General features: G+C 42.7%; 15 protein-coding genes and 1 pseudogene. 10 read left to right on the top strand and 6 right to left on the bottom strand.

What is annotated here, in order from left to right:
- Positions 1-6 precede the first annotated feature (6 nt).
- Positions 7-2139 (top strand): glycogen debranching protein GlgX, encoded by a 2133-nt coding sequence (glgX, locus tag ABUE20_RS01830; protein WP_408618108.1) that lies wholly within the window; start codon positions 7-9, stop codon positions 2137-2139.
- 87 nt (positions 2140-2226) lie between these two features.
- Entirely contained in the window at positions 2227-2640 is a 414-nt protein-coding gene (msrB, locus tag ABUE20_RS01825; protein ID WP_408618107.1) for a peptide-methionine (R)-S-oxide reductase MsrB, read from the top strand.
- Here msrB and ABUE20_RS01820 read toward each other — a convergent pair.
- A complete protein-coding gene (locus ABUE20_RS01820; RefSeq protein ID WP_408618106.1) occupies positions 2637-3446 on the bottom strand; it encodes a DUF2989 domain-containing protein in 810 nt (269 codons plus the stop codon). The genes msrB and ABUE20_RS01820 overlap by 4 nt on opposite strands.
- Positions 3447-3614: 168 nt before the next feature.
- On the opposite strand from ABUE20_RS01820, the gene ABUE20_RS01815 reads away from it, so the two are divergent.
- Together ABUE20_RS01815 and ABUE20_RS01810 are read left to right on the top strand one after the other, a co-directional pair.
- A complete protein-coding gene (locus tag ABUE20_RS01815; RefSeq protein WP_408618105.1) occupies positions 3615-3911 on the top strand; it encodes a YeaC family protein in 297 nt (98 codons plus the stop codon).
- Positions 3912-3951: 40 nt separating this feature from the next.
- Positions 3952-4668: a DUF3581 family protein gene (locus tag ABUE20_RS01810; protein WP_408618104.1), complete on the top strand. Its 717-nt coding sequence runs from the start codon at positions 3952-3954 to the stop codon at positions 4666-4668.
- Between the two features lie 5 nt (positions 4669-4673).
- On the opposite strand, the gene ansA is transcribed toward ABUE20_RS01810, so the two are convergent.
- The 3 genes from ansA to yfcE form a co-directional block, all read right to left on the bottom strand.
- On the bottom strand, positions 4674-5705 hold the full coding sequence (ansA, locus tag ABUE20_RS01805; protein WP_408618103.1) for an asparaginase: 1032 nt from the start codon (positions 5703-5705) through the stop codon (positions 4674-4676).
- Between the two features lie 163 nt (positions 5706-5868).
- A complete protein-coding gene (sppA, locus tag ABUE20_RS01800; RefSeq protein WP_408618102.1) occupies positions 5869-7722 on the bottom strand; it encodes a signal peptide peptidase SppA in 1854 nt (617 codons plus the stop codon).
- Between the two features lie 57 nt (positions 7723-7779).
- Complete coding sequence (gene yfcE / locus ABUE20_RS01795) at positions 7780-8343, bottom strand: phosphodiesterase (RefSeq protein WP_408618101.1); 564 nt, start codon at positions 8341-8343, stop codon at positions 7780-7782.
- A 260-nt stretch (positions 8344-8603) separates the two neighbouring features.
- On the opposite strand from yfcE, the gene ABUE20_RS01790 reads away from it, so the two are divergent.
- From ABUE20_RS01790 to ABUE20_RS01780, 3 genes are all read left to right on the top strand, one after another.
- A complete protein-coding gene (locus tag ABUE20_RS01790; protein ID WP_408618100.1) occupies positions 8604-9143 on the top strand; it encodes an NAD(P)H nitroreductase in 540 nt (179 codons plus the stop codon).
- Between the two features lie 89 nt (positions 9144-9232).
- Positions 9233-11221: an AsmA family protein gene (locus ABUE20_RS01785; protein WP_408618099.1), complete on the top strand. Its 1989-nt coding sequence runs from the start codon at positions 9233-9235 to the stop codon at positions 11219-11221.
- Positions 11222-11386: 165 nt separating this feature from the next.
- A complete protein-coding gene (locus ABUE20_RS01780; protein WP_408618098.1) occupies positions 11387-11860 on the top strand; it encodes a hypothetical protein in 474 nt (157 codons plus the stop codon).
- Positions 11861-11988: 128 nt separating this feature from the next.
- Here the strand turns inward: ABUE20_RS01780 and asnS are convergent, their stop codons facing one another.
- Positions 11989-13389: an asparagine--tRNA ligase gene (asnS, locus tag ABUE20_RS01775; RefSeq protein WP_408618097.1), complete on the bottom strand. Its 1401-nt coding sequence runs from the start codon at positions 13387-13389 to the stop codon at positions 11989-11991.
- 292 nt (positions 13390-13681) lie between these two features.
- Here asnS and ABUE20_RS01770 point away from each other — a divergent pair, with 292 nt between their 5' ends.
- On the top strand, positions 13682-14050 hold the full coding sequence (locus ABUE20_RS01770; protein ID WP_408618096.1) for a hypothetical protein: 369 nt from the start codon (positions 13682-13684) through the stop codon (positions 14048-14050).
- 13 nt (positions 14051-14063) lie between these two features.
- Entirely contained in the window at positions 14064-14600 is a 537-nt protein-coding gene (locus ABUE20_RS01765) for an AAA family ATPase (RefSeq protein WP_408618095.1), read from the top strand.
- A gap of 62 nt (positions 14601-14662) precedes the next feature.
- On the opposite strand, the pseudogene ABUE20_RS01760 reads toward ABUE20_RS01765, so the two are convergent.
- Positions 14663-15682: pseudogene (locus tag ABUE20_RS01760) on the bottom strand (pectate lyase family protein); the annotation flags it as partial.
- A gap of 561 nt (positions 15683-16243) precedes the next feature.
- Between ABUE20_RS01760 and ABUE20_RS01755 the strand changes: the two are divergent.
- The gene (locus ABUE20_RS01755) at positions 16244-16684 is read left to right on the top strand and encodes a TM2 domain-containing protein (protein WP_408618094.1); all 441 of its coding nucleotides are present in this window, start codon (positions 16244-16246) and stop codon (positions 16682-16684) included.
- Positions 16685-16698: the final 14 nt, after the last annotated feature.

Genomic DNA, 16698 nt, shown 5'->3' with positions numbered 1-16698 from the left:
TTGCCTATGGCGCAACGAGATTCGTTTTCTACACATGAGCAAGTGGCTGCTTTCGGAAAGTTTGTTTTATTTCCGGGAGATCGTTCTCCTTTGGGAGCAACATTAGATAGTGACGGCTGTAATTTTTCGGTATTTGCCGGAACGGCTCATTGGATTGAATTGTGCCTGTTTGATGACGAAGAAAACGAAATTTGTCGCTTTAAACTCCCCGGACGTTTTGGTGGGTATCATTATGGATATATCCGAGGAATTAGTGCCGGACAGTTATATGGTTACCGGGCTTATGGTGATTTCAGGCCGGATCTAGGGGATATTTTTATCCCAGATCGGTTATTGATTGACCCCTATGCCAAAGCGCTTAGTCGGCCGCAAATATGGAACGGAAAACTTTATGAACAAGACGACGGCGCGATGATTGCCAAATCAGTTGTCGTCGATGATCAGTTCGACTGGCAAGGGGTAACCCGGCCTTGTATCAATTCTATTGATACGGTTTTATATGAATTACATGTAAAAGGGTTTACTCGATTACATCCTGAAGTTCCTGAACCCCAACAAGGAACTTATCTGGGGCTGATCAACCCAGCTGTTTTGAGTTATCTCAAATCATTGGGGGTGACCAGTTTGCAACTGATGCCGATCACTGCATTCATGAGTGAAGCCCGATTGACCGCTATGGGATTAACCAACTATTGGGGATATAACCCGATCGCATTTTTTGCTCCAGATCCACGCTATAGCTGTGGCGATGCGGTTATTGAATTTAAGACAATGGTTCGGGAATTACATCGTCAGGGTTTAGAAGTCATTCTTGATATCGTGTTCAACCATACTGCTGAAGGGGGCAAAGGGGGCCCAACGCTGAGTTTGCGAGGATTGGCGAACCGACACTATTATCTGTTCGAACACAGTGGCGCATATCCAGATTATCAGAGTTATGCCAACTACAGTGGTTGTGGTAATACCCTCAATGTGGCCGATCCGCATACATTGAGACTGGTGATCGATTGTTTGCGGTATTGGGTCACTGAAATGCAAGTAGACGGATTTCGTTTCGATCTGGCGGTGACAGTTGGTCGAGAATGGCATGGGTTTAGCAGCTTCAATTGTTTTTTCAAAGTGTTGCAGCAGGATCCGGTGCTCAATCAGGTTAAGTTGATCGCTGAACCGTGGGATATAGGGCCTAACGGATATCAAGTGGGTGGATTTCCCTATGATTGGCATGAATGTAATGACCATTTTCGGGATAATTTACGTGCTTTCTGGCGAGGTGATGATGGCACTCTTGCTGAATTTGCTACTCGAATGATGGGGTCTCGTGATTTGTTCCCTGGAGAGTTTAGGAGTTTACATTCCAGCGTCAATTTCATTTGTTATCACGATGGATTTACATTAGAAGATTTAGTGAGTTACGAACGACGCCATAATGAAGCGAATAAAGAAGGAAATCGAGATGGGCATGGTCATAACATTTCTTGCAACTATGGTTGGGAAGGTTTAACGCATAATTTGTCCATATTGGCGAAGCGTAATCAGCAGAAACGAAATCTCATTGCATCGTTAATGTTTGCGCAAGGGATCCCACATATGCTGGCGGGTGATGAATTCGGCCGAACTCAGAAGGGGAATAACAACGCTTATTGCCAAGATAATAGTATGAGTTGGGTGGATTGGATGCTGTATGAACAGAATCAATCATTGGTCCGTTTTACTCAGACGGTGATTAGTTTTCGTCAACGGTTTCAAATCTTTACACGATTGCATTTGGAGCATGATCAGTTTCGGGGGGCTAAACCGCATCAGGTTGATCATGAAGTCCGATGGTTACGTCCCGATGGATTGCCGATGGGTGAAGACGACTGGCGGCAAGGCCATCATAAAGCCATCATGGTTGAATATTATTCACAGGGCAAAGAGGAACACTTATTGCTATTAATCAATGCTAGTTCGGTACAGCTACCTTATCGATTACCTAAGCTGGCTGCAGATATGGGGTGGTTTCGTTGTCTGGATACTCAGTTTGATGAAGTGGCTGATGGGGAAAAAATGTTGTCAGGTCGAAATAGTCTGGTGGTTGAACAATCCCTTCAGTTGCTTGAAAAACGGCAGTTATGGCGTAATCAAGAAATGATAAATTAGTTTTTGCACTTATATTTAGTTGTTGGCACAATGTTAAATTTTATAAAGTTGTTTTTAACGTTTATTGTCTCAGGAGGGACACGTTCCGTGGAACATAAATTGTTAGAGAAACTTTCAGAACAGGAATGGCAGGAACAACTTGACCCTGAGACTTATCGAGTCTGTCGGTTAGGTGAAACTGAAGCGCCTTTTTCGGGAACATTGTTACATCACAAGGCGTCGGGTTTTTATCATTGTGCGTGTTGTGATCGGCCTTTGTTTAAATCGGAATCAAAGTTTGACTCAGGATGTGGTTGGCCTGCTTTTGATCAACCGATAGCAACCAGCGCTGTTAAGTATTTCGATGACAAAAGTGCCGGAATGCACCGTATTGAAGTTCGGTGCGCGCATTGCAATGCCCATTTAGGGCATGTTTTTGACGATGGCCCAACCGTCACTGGGGCTCGATATTGTATTAACTCCGTAGCCATGCAATTCCATAAGCCCGATTCGACAGCTTAAGGGTGATAAACCCCTTTTTTAATAGATTTGATGATGAGTTTCGCCTGATCCTTAAATTGACTAACTTGGCTATCTTCAAATTTTTGGTATGCATCAAGCTGATTCATATTGACCTGAACATTTGATAATTGTTCTGCCACGAGGGACCAAATATAGGCCTGATCATAGCGATTTAAACGCATGTACTGAGTTACGATACTTTCTAAAAGTCCTACGGGAAGCAATTTTTGTTGGCTGTATCGCATCAGTGCTTGTTGCATCAGTGAGAGGCTTTTTTGGGGGTCGCTTTGATTATAAATAGTCGCCAAGGCCCAGAGAAGTAGCGGATCTTGCTGCATGGATGCCTTGTTTTGCTCATTAATAAATTGTTGGCGCGCTGTGTAATCACTCATTTGACTCCAGCGATAATAGAGTGAGTAAGGATCCTGCTTGGTAGCTACCTGCGACTCAAGTGTTTTAATTTGGTTGTTGATGGTGAGTAAGGTTTCAGTGCGTTCAGTTTTTCGTTCTTTAAGTTTGATGGGTTCAATCTGTGTAATGACAGCGATACAGCGCTGATATTTGTTCAGTGAATCCAATAATAAGTAGTTATTGCGATCAGTTGTTTGCTGAGCATCCTGCCACCGAGCTTGGATCAGTGCTTCACGAGGATCATTACACCATCCCCCTTTATTCAAATCATCACATAAGGAAGGATTGTCAGCGCAGATACTGCGGGCTGATTTTTGGGGGCGGTTGAAGTCATCACAACCTGAAATCTGAAGAGTTATAATAATCGCAATTATCCCTGTAAGATATTTGGACACGGCTATTCCTTCTTTACGACTGCATGGGCTGAACTTTATATTAAGCATGTTGATATCGCAAAACAGTTGTTAAGTTAATTCGATATATCTGATTAACCATGCCTAAATAGTAGCGTATTAATGAACAAATCAGGTATAGTAAGCAGGTTTTTGTCTATGGGAGAGAAGATGACCAACCCAATTGATGATGTGGATCAACTCCTCGATATGGTCACTCCTGAAATTTATCAGCGGTTACAAGGTGTTGTGGAAACGGGACGATGGCCAGATGGGACATCGGCCAATGAACAACAACGCCAGTATGCACTGCAGATGACATTGTTGTATCAGAACCGCCATAACGAACAGGCGCAACATATGACTGTCAATCGACAAGGCGCTATTGAAATAAAATCAAAATCAGAATTAAAAATGCAGTTTCGTCACACTGGGGCGGAGATTGCTAAATTAAAACCAAAAGATTGATCTGATTAAGCGATCAACAGATTATTTTAGTGAATCATTCATGTTTTTAGATAAATATTTTGAACACTGCCCTGAAGGTGTGGTGATTTCACCTGATCAGGCTAGTGCCTTTGCAAAAGGTATTTGTGGCGATTTTAATCCCATTCATGATCCGGAAGCAAAACGCTTTTGTGTCCCAGGCGATTTATTATTTGCGTTGGTAGTGACCTATTACGGATTGAGCCAGAAGATGGAGTTTCGTTTTACCGGAATGGTTAATGATAAAACGATCTTAAATCTTCCTAAAGATGGTCAGAGTGAATTTGCGATTACAGATCAGCAAGGCAAGACTTTATTAGAGGTCTCTCGTGGAGGTCCTCGTTCGGACGATGAAAAAGTCATTGAGTCGGTCATTCGTCACTATGGTGCATTTTCCGGCCAGAATTTCCCAACATTGCTCATGCCGTTGATGCTTAAACATCAGGTTATGTTTAATCCTGCCCGACCATTGGTGATGTATGATTCAATGAGCTTTCAGTTGGAATCTCTGGATCTAGCCAATTTGGGCGTTAATTTAAAAGAGACCACTTTAGATGTTCAGGGTAAACGTGCTGATGAACATCTGCATTTCGAATTTACCGATTCTGGCCGCATTGTTGGACAAGGCATTAAAAAAGCTATTCTGGGCGGTTTAAAACCTTATGATGACGGAGCGATCGGTGCGTTTGCTGAAGATTACGAAGCTCGCCGTCAGGCGCTGCAAGCGAGCTTTCTTTAATTAATCTATGATATTGGCTGATCATGATGAATGGTCAGCTCTCCTCGAATATTCTGTTGCATTTTCTGCCGAATTTCCTGAGAAGGAAGAGATTGGCTGAGCAGATAGTGCAGTTTAGTCAATGTTGCTTCAATCGTCATATCGCCACCGCTGATGACTCCTGCTCTAGCGAGTGCATTTCCGGTTGCATAGCCTCCCATGTTAACGGTGCCACTTAAGCATTGCGTTAAGTTGACAATAATGATGTCACGTTGACAGGCATCTTTTAACAGGTTGAGAAGCTGAGGATTTTGGGGAGCATTTCCCACACCATAACTTAATAAGATTAAAGCTTTTACGGGTTGCTGAAGAATATTCGCAATGACTTCGGCTGAAATTCCCGGGTAAAGTGTGACAACCCCAATGGGTTGCGGGGTAATAGCACTGACGTTTAATTCGGTTTCCTGAATGGGCTGCACTTTGCCCTGAAGCAGTTCAATCTGGATCCCGGCTCGAAGTAGTGGCTGGAAGTTCGGAGACATAAAAGCATCGAAACCATCTGCATGCGCTTTGGTTGAACGGTTACCGCGGTACAGGGTGTTGTTAAAAAACAGGCAAACTTCATGGATGGGATAGTTGGCGGCCAGATAAAGCGCGTTTTGCAGGTTGATATGCCCGTCTGAACGTAGTTCACACAATGGAATTTGAGAGCCAGTCACAATGACTGGTTTCGTCAGATTTTCTAGCATGAACGATAAAGCCGATGCGGTATAAGCCATGGTATCGGTGCCGTGAAGGACGACGAATCCATCATATTTGTGGTAGTTAGCTTGAATATCTTCTGCGATGGCTTGCCAATCTGCCGGGGTCATGTCGGATGAGTCGATCAGCGGTGAGTATTCACTGACAGTAAAGCGGGGCATTTCTACACGATGAAATTCCGGAGACTGGGCAAGGAGTTGTCCCATGAATCCTGCGACAGGAATATAGCCTCTGTCGCTACGCTGCATTCCAATAGTACCACCGGTATAGGCGATATAAATCGATTTTTGAGTCATGGTTGGGCCGTTATCATCTGCTATTTTGAGCGGCATTATAAACGGCTGAGAAAGAAACGCTAGGGGCTTTAGAATTCGGGAATGGGTTTTATGGAGGCCCCGACAAGTCAGATTAAACGTGTAGGGGCCTTGAGTTCAAAATATAGAGTTTATTGATGATCTATTATTGCCATGCGCGGCATAGACTGCAGTAGACAAAGCGGTGCTGTGGATCACTTTCCCATAACTGATTCGGAAAAGCCTGCTGCACGGAGCGCAGCGCAATAAATGCTGGAAGTTTAGAATCCAGCCATTGTCCAAATTGTGAATCCAGCAATGAGCCTAGCCATTGTTCGGTAGAGGTCTCCGGCGCATGGATTCGGATTTGATCATAATCAGTGAGTTTCAGTTGCTTAGCCGTGTAGGCTACAGCTGCATTGAGTCCCCCTAATTCATCCACCAAACCGTTGGCTTTAGCTTCTCTTCCGGTCCAGATACGGCCCTGAGCCAGCTGATCCACGGCGGCAAAGTTAGGATAATGGCGACCTTTTTGCACTAGAGCAATAAATTGATGGTAACCACTTTCAACATTCAACTGTAAGATTTTTGCTACATCATCAGGCAATGCTGTCAGTGGGGAGATCGTTGCGTAATCAGTTGTTGCGATTCCGTCGGCATGTATGCCGAGTTTATCTAATCCATTTTCAGCGGTTGCAAACATGCCAAAAATTCCGATGGAACCGGTAATGGTGGTGGGTTGTGCAAAAATATGATCCGATGTTGCAGAGATCCAGTATCCACCGGATGCAGCGGTTGCGCCCATTGATACAACGACTGGTTTCCCAGCTTTTTGAATTTCTTCCAATTTGCTGCGAATAATTTCTGCCGCAAAAGCGCTGCCCCCAGGGCTATCGACACGTAACACCATTCCTTTGATCGATGGATTATTGAGAACTTGATCCAATTGCTCCAGCATGTTTTCTGAGGCAATCACATGTCGGTTACTGGTTTGGCCACTGACGATGGGACCTTGTGCGGTGACAATGGCTATTTGAGGACGATTCGAGTGTATTGGTAAGCGAGCCGACTGAATAGCCTGATAGTCTCTTAAATCGATATAAGGATCCTCAGCTTTAGCCGATTGATGAAATGCGTGTGCTAAGTAAATTTTAGTTTGTTGCCGGTTGAGTAAGTGATCGACAAACTTATTTTTGAAGGCATATTGAGCTGCATTTCCGTCTACAGCGGTTAAACGCTGCAAGAGTACTGAACCAGAAGGGGCCACATCAGAAGGTGCGATACCGCGGTTGTGAGCTACATCATTGACATAGTCTTGCCAAATTTGATGGACCCATCGAGAGAGGTCTTGTCTGGCTGGTTCTGACATTTGATTGCGTTGATAAGGTTCAACAAATGATTTATAGATCCCTACGCGGAAAATGTGAGAAGTTATTCCGAGTTTATCCAGTGCATCTTTATAGAAAAGTTGATTGGCACTTAACCCTTTGATCAACACGGAACCGGCTGGATTCAATATAATCTGACTAGCATAACTCGCTAAATAGTACTGTCCCTGAGAGTAATTATCGGCGGTCGCTATCACCGGTTTCCCAGATGTTTTAAAGTCGGCTAGCGCTTCACCTACCGTATGCAGCTTAGTTAGCCCGGAAGGGGAGAGTTGATCTAATTTCAGAATAATTCCGGTAATTTTAGGATCATCTTTAGCTTGGTGAATCGTGTCGACCAGTTGGTGGAGATCAATTTCATCATTGATAGGTGTTCCGATCACTTGCCGAGTGATTTGGCTGACATTGCTCATTAACTGGGTTTGTTCAACCAAGGTCCCTTGTAAATCCAGAGTCAGTGCCGTAGGTTTGATTAATTGCTGTTCTGGTTTCCCCTGTTGATAAAAAATGCCGATCAACAAAGAAAGTAACCCGATGAGCACCAGAATACTGATGACAAACCGGCGAATAAAGTTGAGGGTGACCCAGATGCCTTTAAATATAAGGCCAATAAACTTAACAATCGATTTCATAGTCATCGCTATTTTAAGTTGAATAGGCTTTATCAGATAGTGCCGATAAAGAATGAATTATTGCAAATGTCCTAAAGAACACTCAATGAGTATGTTAGCGTCTGCTAACGATAGTACCTGTATTTGCTGATCGTCAACTAATCCGTAGCTGGCTGGCCAGTCATTGCGAGGGATAGCCACTGAGCCAGGGTTTAGACGAAAAATGCCATTTGCAGCGCATTCCGCTACGGGAATATGGGTGTGCCCACTGATAAACACGTCTCCTGCTCCTAAAAAAGAAGGGAGTGATTCGGCCGAATAGATATGGCCGTGTGTACAGAATAAGCGGTGTGTGGGTCGAGGGATCATTTGGTAATCCGTTAGCATTGGAAAATGACAGAGAGCCTGATCCACCTCACTATCACAATTACCCCGAATAACGATGAGTCGCTCAGATAATGTATTAAGCAATGCGGCGACTTCTAATGGTGCATAGTGTTCAGGAATAGGATTTCGTGGGCCGTGATTGAGTAAATCCCCTAGACATATTAGATAATCTGCATGGCTTCGCTTAAATGCTTGGATCATCTGCTGGGCGGCATTTATATCGCCGTGAATATCAGAGCCGATAAAAAATTTCATGCCTCTATCTCCAGAAACGAACAAGAGGGGTCGATCATACCTGTTCTGTGTATCAGGGAGAAGAAAATTCCGTCTTGATCCTCTGTTCATCGCAAGATAAAGAATATTCAGGATTATTACGGGATGATATTAAAATTCGATTTTGAGAGATCAATAAGGGACCCGTATCGCGGCTGCTATGAATCCACACATGAAAAAGTGTTTTTTATATGGGGTGGGCCATATACTATATGTTGTGTTTATGTTAATGAGGTTTGATTATGCAAGCGATTGAATTACTTCTAGAACGTCACTCTTGTGCTAAATTAGGGTTACCGGCTCCTGGTGGGGAAGCATTAGCGAATATTTACCGGGCTGGATTGAAAACACCGGATCACGGTGGGTTTACCCCTTGGCGTTTTATCGAAGTTTCAGAGAGTGGGCTTGATACGTTGTCGTCAGTTTTTGCAAAGGCGGCTACAGCCGAAGCGGGGGATGTCGCTAAAGCTGAACAAATGCCTTATCGTGCGCCACTCATTATCGTTGTGATTGCCAGTCTTAAACATCATCCTAAAGTTCCGGATATTGAACAGGTGATGTCAGCTGGATGTGCCGTTCAGGCCATGCAAATGGCGGCGTTAGCACAGGGATTCAACGGAATTTGGCGAACCGGCCCCATGAGTTATAGTGATGTTGTTAACACTGAATTAGGTTTGAAATCTAATGAACAGATTGTCGGCTTTTTATATTTGGGAACGCCTCAATCAGCTATCCCGCAGAAAAAACCGTATGCAATTGATAAATTTGTGTCTAAAATCTGAGTCCATGTCGATTCTGGAACACCTTTGAGTATTCCAGTAAAATAACTTTATCCGTTGCATTCTATTGGTTTTGTCGTCCGGGAGAAAAAATGCGCTCGATTTTAAAGTGGGTCCTTGCTGTCATTATTGTTTTAATTGTTATCATTGCAGCCGCGTTGTGGCTGGTTGATCCGAACCAGTTTAAACCGCAGATTGAGCAGCAGGTGACTCAATTAACCGGACGAACCTTTACGATTGATGGGCCTATTTCATGGCAGCTATTGCCTTCGGTAGGGATTGAGCTGAAAGATGTTAAACTGATGAACCCTGCTGGTTATCCAGAGCGTCCGATGGCGCAGTTGGGGGAATTGGATCTGTCTTTAGCGGTGTTCCCGTTGCTCCGGGGGCAGTTAGAGATTGGCAATGTCACATTGAAGCAGGCCCATGTTGAAATTATTAAACGTGCGCATGGGAAGAGTAATCTAGATGGTTTAACGGGGTCTGCGACTGCAACCCACGCATCGGCGTCGACAACTTCGTTGAAGCCCGCAAAAACAGCCACAGCCTCCCAGGCTACTGCTGCTAATGTTGATAAATCGTCATCCTCGGTGGCTTTATCTGATTTATCCATCGCCAGTGTCGATATTGAAGATGTGCAATTGCTCTTACGTGATGAAACGACCCATAGTGAACAATCACTTCAGGTACAGTCATTGCAGTTAGGTCGATTTCAGTTAGGTCAAAATAGCCCATTTAGTTTCGTTATTTTAGCTAAATCAGATCAGGCAGCGGCAACCCTGAAAGGGAAAGGACAGTTACAGGTTGATCAGAAGTTAAATACCATTCAGATGGAACCTCTGCAGTTAAATGTGAATATAACCGGAGATGCACTGCCTCAGAAACAATTGGATGGTCAATTGACCGGTCATATTAAGGTTACATTACAGCCGCTTATAGCACGGCTGGATCTGTCTCAAATTAGCTTTGATAAGATCACCGGTAAAGGTTCGGTGACTGCTGATTTGACCAATATTCCTGAGCTCAATGCATCATTGTCGTTGGGTCAAATTGATTTAAATCGGTATCTTAAACCAGCTGATTCTACAGCGCCTGCGGCCTCTAAAGCGGCAACGGTTAATACAGAAACGACGAGCCATTCGTCAGCGGCTTCAACAAATAGGCCCTTGTCGGATCAAGAACCAGATTTAAGTTTTTTACAGTCGTTTAACGGTCAATTAAATATTGATATCCAGCAAGTGCTATACCAGAAAGGTTCGGTGGGGCCGATTACATTACAGGCTCAAGTAAAAGACGGGGTTGCTTCGGTTTCGAAAGCTAATGTCCAACTTTATAAAGGGGCTGTAAATGTCACCGGAACTTTAGATAGTAAAAGTAAGCATCCTGATTATCAGGGCGACTTAACGATTAAAGGGATCCAGCTTTTGCCACTGCTACAGGATTTTGCAAAGGTAGATCTATTATCCGGGGAATTGAATAGTTCTGTAAAAATCGATGGTAAAGGACTTTCTGAGTTACGTTTGCAGCGGGATAGTGTTGCGAGTGGGCATTTTGGGTTGAAAGATGGGGCTTATCACGGCGCTAATATTGGCTTGTTGATTCGTAATACCTATCATCAATTAAAAGGTCAAAAAACTGAGCAGACGACTACATCGAATCAGAGTACAGAATTTACCTCATTAACCGGAGATTTCACGAAGAAAGACTATCGGGTAACTAACTCGTCATTAGTGATGGAATCAGCATTGTTGAAAATGAATATGCATGGCAAAGGGACATATCAGTTGGATAACCAGCATATTGATTATCAGCTGCAGGTTGCTGTTAATGGCAGTTTGGATGGAACAGCCAAAAACAATATAGACGCACTTAAAAATGTCACCATTCCATTAGAAGTGACGGGAACCGCACCCGATCATATAAAATATAAAGTTGATCTAAAAGACGTGCTGAAACAGGAAGTGAAACAGCAAGTAAACGTTGAGAAGAAAAAACTGAAGAAAAAAGTGGAACACGAAAAAGATAAACTCTTAGATAAACTTAAAAATAAATTAGGGAATGGTCTTCCCTTTAAGCTATAAGCTATAAGCTATAAGCTGTGAGTTGATGATGAGCTCTTCCTAGTAGAAGAGCCGAGAACGGGAAAGGAAGCCCGGAAAATTAAGATTAAGATGTTATGTATTTTTATGGTTTTAGATAGCATGTCTAAAATGTGTATATGTAACCGTATCTGATTGAGAACAGGGATGATTTTAGAGAAATTGGAACGATGGATTGATGCCACGATTGCGTCATATCCTGAGGCTATACCATGTAGCTGCTTTGCAGAGGAATTTGCGGGTTATTTTCAGCCAGATTATTTAGCACGGTGTCATTTCGTGATCACGGATGAAATCCCTATCCCACAGATGCCGGAACTGGATTCGATTGGCATTCGTGCTTTTTTGAGCCACCCGGATCGGCGTACGATTTGTTACAAACAAACTTATTTTATTAAATCTGCAGTAAAAGATAATCGCCTTTTGCATTTTCATGAGTTAATCCATACCTATCAATGGAAACTGTTGGGGGTCTGGTTTTTTCAACGTTATTTCGATGAATACCACAATTTTGGATATCAAAATGCGCCCTTAGAGCGGATGGCGATAGAGATGACTCGTCATTATCAGAAACGTTTGCCTGCGATTGATGTGCAGTCATGGCTATATGGGCAGATTTGATTGGGTGGCTTGGTTTCGTGAAGGCAATCGCGTTTGAATGGCGAGTGATTAGAAAAGGCTCTTATCATGGATAAAGAGCCTTCGGGTGATAGACACATTTATCGTCATGAGACGATAAATGTATTTAATTAATATTCAGCTAAGCGAGGGGCCCGAGGGAACGGAATTACATCACGGATATTTTGCATTCCAGTAACGTAAGTGACCAAACGATCAAATCCTAAGCCGAATCCTGAATGAGGGACACTTCCATAACGACGTAAATCACGATACCAACCGTAATCTTGCTGACTAAGTCCCATCTCTTCAAGACGACTATCTAATACGTCGATACGTTCTTCACGTTGGCTACCGCCGATGATTTCACCGATCCCCGGTGCCAGAACATCCATGGCTGCGACGGTTTTACCATCATCGTTCATGCGCATATAGAATGCTTTGATATCTTTGGGGTAGTTTTTCACAACGACTGGGGAATGAAAGTGTTCCTCCGCCAGGTAGCGTTCATGTTCAGAAGACATATCGATACCCCATTCAACCGGGTACTCAAATTTGCGTCCGGACTGGAGTAAAATTTCAATGGCATCGGTGTAATCGACCTGCGCAAAATCTTTACTGATGAAATCTTCCAACCGACTAATCGCAGTTTTTTCAATGCGTTGGGCGAAAAACTCCATATCATCTCGACATTCATCCAGAACTGCTTTGAATGCATATTTCAGCATTTTTTCTGCTAATGCGGCGGTTTCGTCTAAATCGGCAAACGCGATTTCAGGTTCAACCATCCAAAATTCAGCAAGATGGCGGCTGGTATTCGAATTTTCGGCTCGGAAGGTTGGACCAAATGTATACACTTTGCTCAATGCGCAGGCATAGGTTTCAACGTTCAACTGACCCGATACGGTTAAGAAGGCTTCTTTACCAAAAAAGTCTTCACTAAAGTCAACATCACCTTTATCAGTTCTGGGCAGATTGGCTAAATCTAAGGTGCTAACCCGGAACATTTCACCAGCCCCTTCACAATCACTGGCGGTAATAATTGGGGTACTGATCCAATAAAAACCCTGCTCGTGGAAGAAACGATGAATGGCTTGTGATAGGCAGTTTCGAACGCGCATCACTGCTCCAATGACATTGGTCCGGGCGCGCAAATGTTGGTATTCACGCAGGTATTCAATGCTATGGCGTTTGGCAGCCATTGGATAGCTGTCGGGATTTTCAACAAATCCGAGTACATTGACTTCTTCAGCCTGAATTTCAAAGTCTTGGCCCTGTCCCTGAGATTCAGACAGAATTCCGATGACTTCAACAGAACAACCTGTTGTCAGCCGCAGAATTTCATTATCATAATTCCCCAGCGAATTAGGAACGACAGCTTGGATAGGGTTAAAGCAAGAACCATCATGAATTGCAAGGAATGAGATACCCGCTTTGGAATCGCGGCGAGTACGGATCCAGCCCTTTGCTGTTACTCGATCACCAGGCTTACAGACGCCTTTGAGCAGATCGGCCACTGAAGTGTGCGTCATAGCAAAAAATTACTCCATCACTAAAGATATTATATTAGAAGGCTAGTTATGTTACTCGCCAGATGTGAAGACTCAAGGAAAAATTGCCCCATTTCTCAGGTTTGTTGAAGTTTTCACAATGGCTGATGGGTTGAATGGGGGATGCTCCTTGGAACATGTCGCTTGGCGTTGAATTTTGTGCAGATTCGGTAGGATTTAGGGACTCATCATAGGAGACCCTAAGCTTAGAATCTATCGGAATGGGCCTGTTAAGCCGAAATGTACCAAACCCGCATGGATCAGACTCTGGGAGATGGTTATTAACAAATCCTATCGAGATCGTCGCAAAGGCCCGGATCGACTACAGCGATCCCTTATGTGGCTCACACTCAGCTGCTGGTTCCTTTTTTTGCTCGCACTTATCTTTTTTCATTACGCTCGGCCGGAAATGCAATATGGATTGTATAAGTATCGAGATATTAATGTGCGGGAAAATTGGGATAAAACTTATTTACCTTGGTATTTAGGGTTACTTTGGTTTTGTTTATTCGTTACAGTAACTGACTTAGTGATTCGGATAAAACGGAACCGGCGTCGCAGTGATCATCGTAATTATAATTTATTGCTGTTATTACTGATGCTCTCTGGTGCGCTGGGAAGTTATTACGTTGGGTTATTCTAAACGAGCAATATTGATGCGTGGTGTCCCTGGTTCGGGTAAGTCATCCTTAGCCCGGCGTTTATGTGATCAGGGATTAAACGGGCGGGGGAGTCGGCAACGCTATTTGGGGATCTGTTCGGCCGATCAGTATTTTTATGATCAAAATGGAACGTATCACTTTGAAGCGTCACGGTTGGTTGAAAATCATGCGCGTAATTTATGGCGATTTCGTCGGTTAGTTCATTATCGCTGGCCACTGGTGATTTGTGACAATACCAATATGTATAGTTGGATGTTGGATGGTTATCTTCAGGCATTATCCGAGACAGATTATCAGATTGATATTTATGAACTAGCGGGTGATGCCTCTATACGACAGCTGCAACAGTTTGCAGCGCGTAACCAACATCAGGTGTCATTATCAGTGATCCAAAATATGTTGACTCACTTAGAGCCGGTACAGCCTGATCAGAAGCGGATGATCGATCATTACTATCGAATATCGGCAGAAAATTGTGTAAACGGTATCGTTGTATGTGAATATTCACATACAACGTACTTCAAGTATTAACTGCATTTATTTAGATCTATATTCACAAGACTACTATTTCTATTCGATGATTAATGAACAACGCCACAATGGCCGTCTGAAGAGGCTAGGTTAGTTGTATCCCCTGCCACCTGTGGCAACAAAGTGGGTAGACAACTGGCATTATCCAACGAATAGTTATAAGGAATGGAAATAGAGGTTGTGGAGTATGGATTTGGGCCTGCAGGATGGTTGGTTGAATTGCTCAGCCATGTAACATTGTCAAACACGTTACCACTGATATCCCAGTATCCCATATCATCGGTATAGAAAGTTCCGATAGGATTTTGTGCGTTTTTGAAATAGTTATTCTGAGCTTTAATTTGCCCTCCAATTCGGGGATTCATACCCGATTTGCTCATATCAACATAGTAGTTGTTGTAAGCGTGGACTGTCCCGAAGCGCAGTAGCGGCATTCGTGAATCAACTTGGCCATAAATATTATGATGGAAGGTCACATAGCCGTTTTCGGTATCACTATCACTGTGGCCAATTAATCCACCACGGCCAGAATGATGTAAATAGTTATAGGAAACAGTGACATATTGAGTATGGTTTTTCATGTCAATTAAGGAATCATATCCATCTTTTTCTCCCCCAGAGGCTTCCAATTCATTGTGATCAATCCAGACATTATGTACATCTTTTTCTAATCCAATGGCATCGCCTCCATTAGAAATAGGGGAGCCTGATTTTTTAACGTTACGGATGTGAACATTGCGGATAATAATATTGGATGCTTCTCGCAGGTGGATCCCGATTTCATCGAATAGGGCACCATTACCTGTTCCGATTAATGAAATATGACTGACCCGTTTAAACTGAATTTCACTATCGGTGGTATCACAACTCCCACGAGCTTGAGTGGTATTGGCATGATTAATCGTACCAGAGACATAGATGATTAACGGTGTATCATCTGTGGCTCGATTACACATAGCTTGGTTGATTTGGGTTCCGGTTGAGGCATAGACGACCTGTCCTCCTTGTCCTCCAACGGTTCCACCATTCATTGATGCGTAGCCATCTACGGCATTGGCTGCATAAACTTGACTCCATGACATTGCTCCAAGCAGTGCAATTGAGCAATATCCTAATTTTAAAGGAAAATGGTTATCCATAATCTCTCCATAATAAATGTGATGGGCCTTGCGCCCATGTAGCAGAATCAAACAGCAAGTGATTATAAAAATAAAACAAAGATATCTTTTTTAAAGAACGATGTTTCAAAATATAAAGTAGGCTACATCTATAAAAAAGGCGTGAGATTTATCACGTTTTGATGAAATAAAAATATCTTGCGGAGGTATCATTTAAATGCTAATGATGAAAATATTTTTAGGTGGAATGAGTGCAGCTACGCTATATAAGTATACTTGTAGATACCACTCTTTTATCGATATCAGAGAGAAGAACGGCTTAGTATAATATAATGATATTTTATTATAAATAGAAATATTTTTAATTTTAATTTATGTAATTGTATGTAGCATGCATATTTATGGGTGATGCTGGAAGATAATCTATTTTTATACCTAATATCTATTTAAACTGGACTTTCATCTTAATTATGGTAAAAATCAAAATCTAAAATAGACACTCTAATTAGGGCTCAGGAGTAATAAATGAAAGGTACTATCCTTGAATTTAATGAATCAACTCGGACAGGAATTATTTCGGGTGAAGATGGCAATCGGTATTCACTCGATATGGAACAATGGAATGGAGGATCGCTACCTAAGTCAGGTACTAAAGTTGATTTTTCAGTAAATGGTGAACAAGCTACATCCATTTATATGATTTCATCTGGAAATGGTTCTTCTAAGAAAATTGCTGCAGCTATTTTAGCCTTTTTCTTAGGTGGATTTGGTGCGCATAAATTCTATCTTGGCTATACAAAACAAGGTGTTATCATGTTGTTGATATTCTTGTTTGGCTTTATTTTAATCGGCATTCCATCGATGATTATTGGGATTATCGCGTTTATCGAATTCATTATCTATCTGACTAAATCAGATGAAGAATTTGAACGAATTTATGTCACCGGGAAGAAACCCTGGTTTTAATTAACTCAAATATT

The organism is Celerinatantimonas marina (assembly GCF_046054165.1).
In the GTDB taxonomy this organism is placed as follows: Bacteria; Pseudomonadota; Gammaproteobacteria; order Enterobacterales; family Celerinatantimonadaceae; genus Celerinatantimonas.
Note: the sequence above shows the minus strand (reverse complement) of the source record. Positions and strands in the feature narration are given on the sequence as shown.

Bases quoted from the DNA above. Each gene is read 5' to 3' on its own strand.
- ABUE20_RS01770 (WP_408618096.1), top strand. From the start codon at position 13,682: ATGGTTATTAACAAATCCTATCGAGATCGTCGCAAAGGCCCGGATCGA.
- ABUE20_RS01790 (WP_408618100.1), top strand. From the start codon at position 8,604: ATGCAAGCGATTGAATTACTTCTAGAACGTCACTCTTGTGCTAAATTA.
- ABUE20_RS01785 (WP_408618099.1), top strand. From the start codon at position 9,233: ATGCGCTCGATTTTAAAGTGGGTCCTTGCTGTCATTATTGTTTTAATT.
- asnS (WP_408618097.1), bottom strand. From the start codon at position 13,389: ATGACGCACACTTCAGTGGCCGATCTGCTCAAAGGCGTCTGTAAGCCT.
- ABUE20_RS01765 (WP_408618095.1), top strand. From the start codon at position 14,064: ATGCGTGGTGTCCCTGGTTCGGGTAAGTCATCCTTAGCCCGGCGTTTA.
- ABUE20_RS01815 (WP_408618105.1), top strand. From the start codon at position 3,615: ATGACCAACCCAATTGATGATGTGGATCAACTCCTCGATATGGTCACT.
- ansA (WP_408618103.1), bottom strand. From the start codon at position 5,705: ATGACTCAAAAATCGATTTATATCGCCTATACCGGTGGTACTATTGGA.
- glgX (WP_408618108.1), top strand. From the start codon at position 7: ATGGCGCAACGAGATTCGTTTTCTACACATGAGCAAGTGGCTGCTTTC.
- sppA (WP_408618102.1), bottom strand. From the start codon at position 7,722: ATGAAATCGATTGTTAAGTTTATTGGCCTTATATTTAAAGGCATCTGG.
- ABUE20_RS01810 (WP_408618104.1), top strand. From the start codon at position 3,952: ATGTTTTTAGATAAATATTTTGAACACTGCCCTGAAGGTGTGGTGATT.
- yfcE (WP_408618101.1), bottom strand. From the start codon at position 8,343: ATGAAATTTTTTATCGGCTCTGATATTCACGGCGATATAAATGCCGCC.
- ABUE20_RS01780 (WP_408618098.1), top strand. From the start codon at position 11,387: ATGATTTTAGAGAAATTGGAACGATGGATTGATGCCACGATTGCGTCA.
- ABUE20_RS01755 (WP_408618094.1), top strand. From the start codon at position 16,244: ATGAAAGGTACTATCCTTGAATTTAATGAATCAACTCGGACAGGAATT.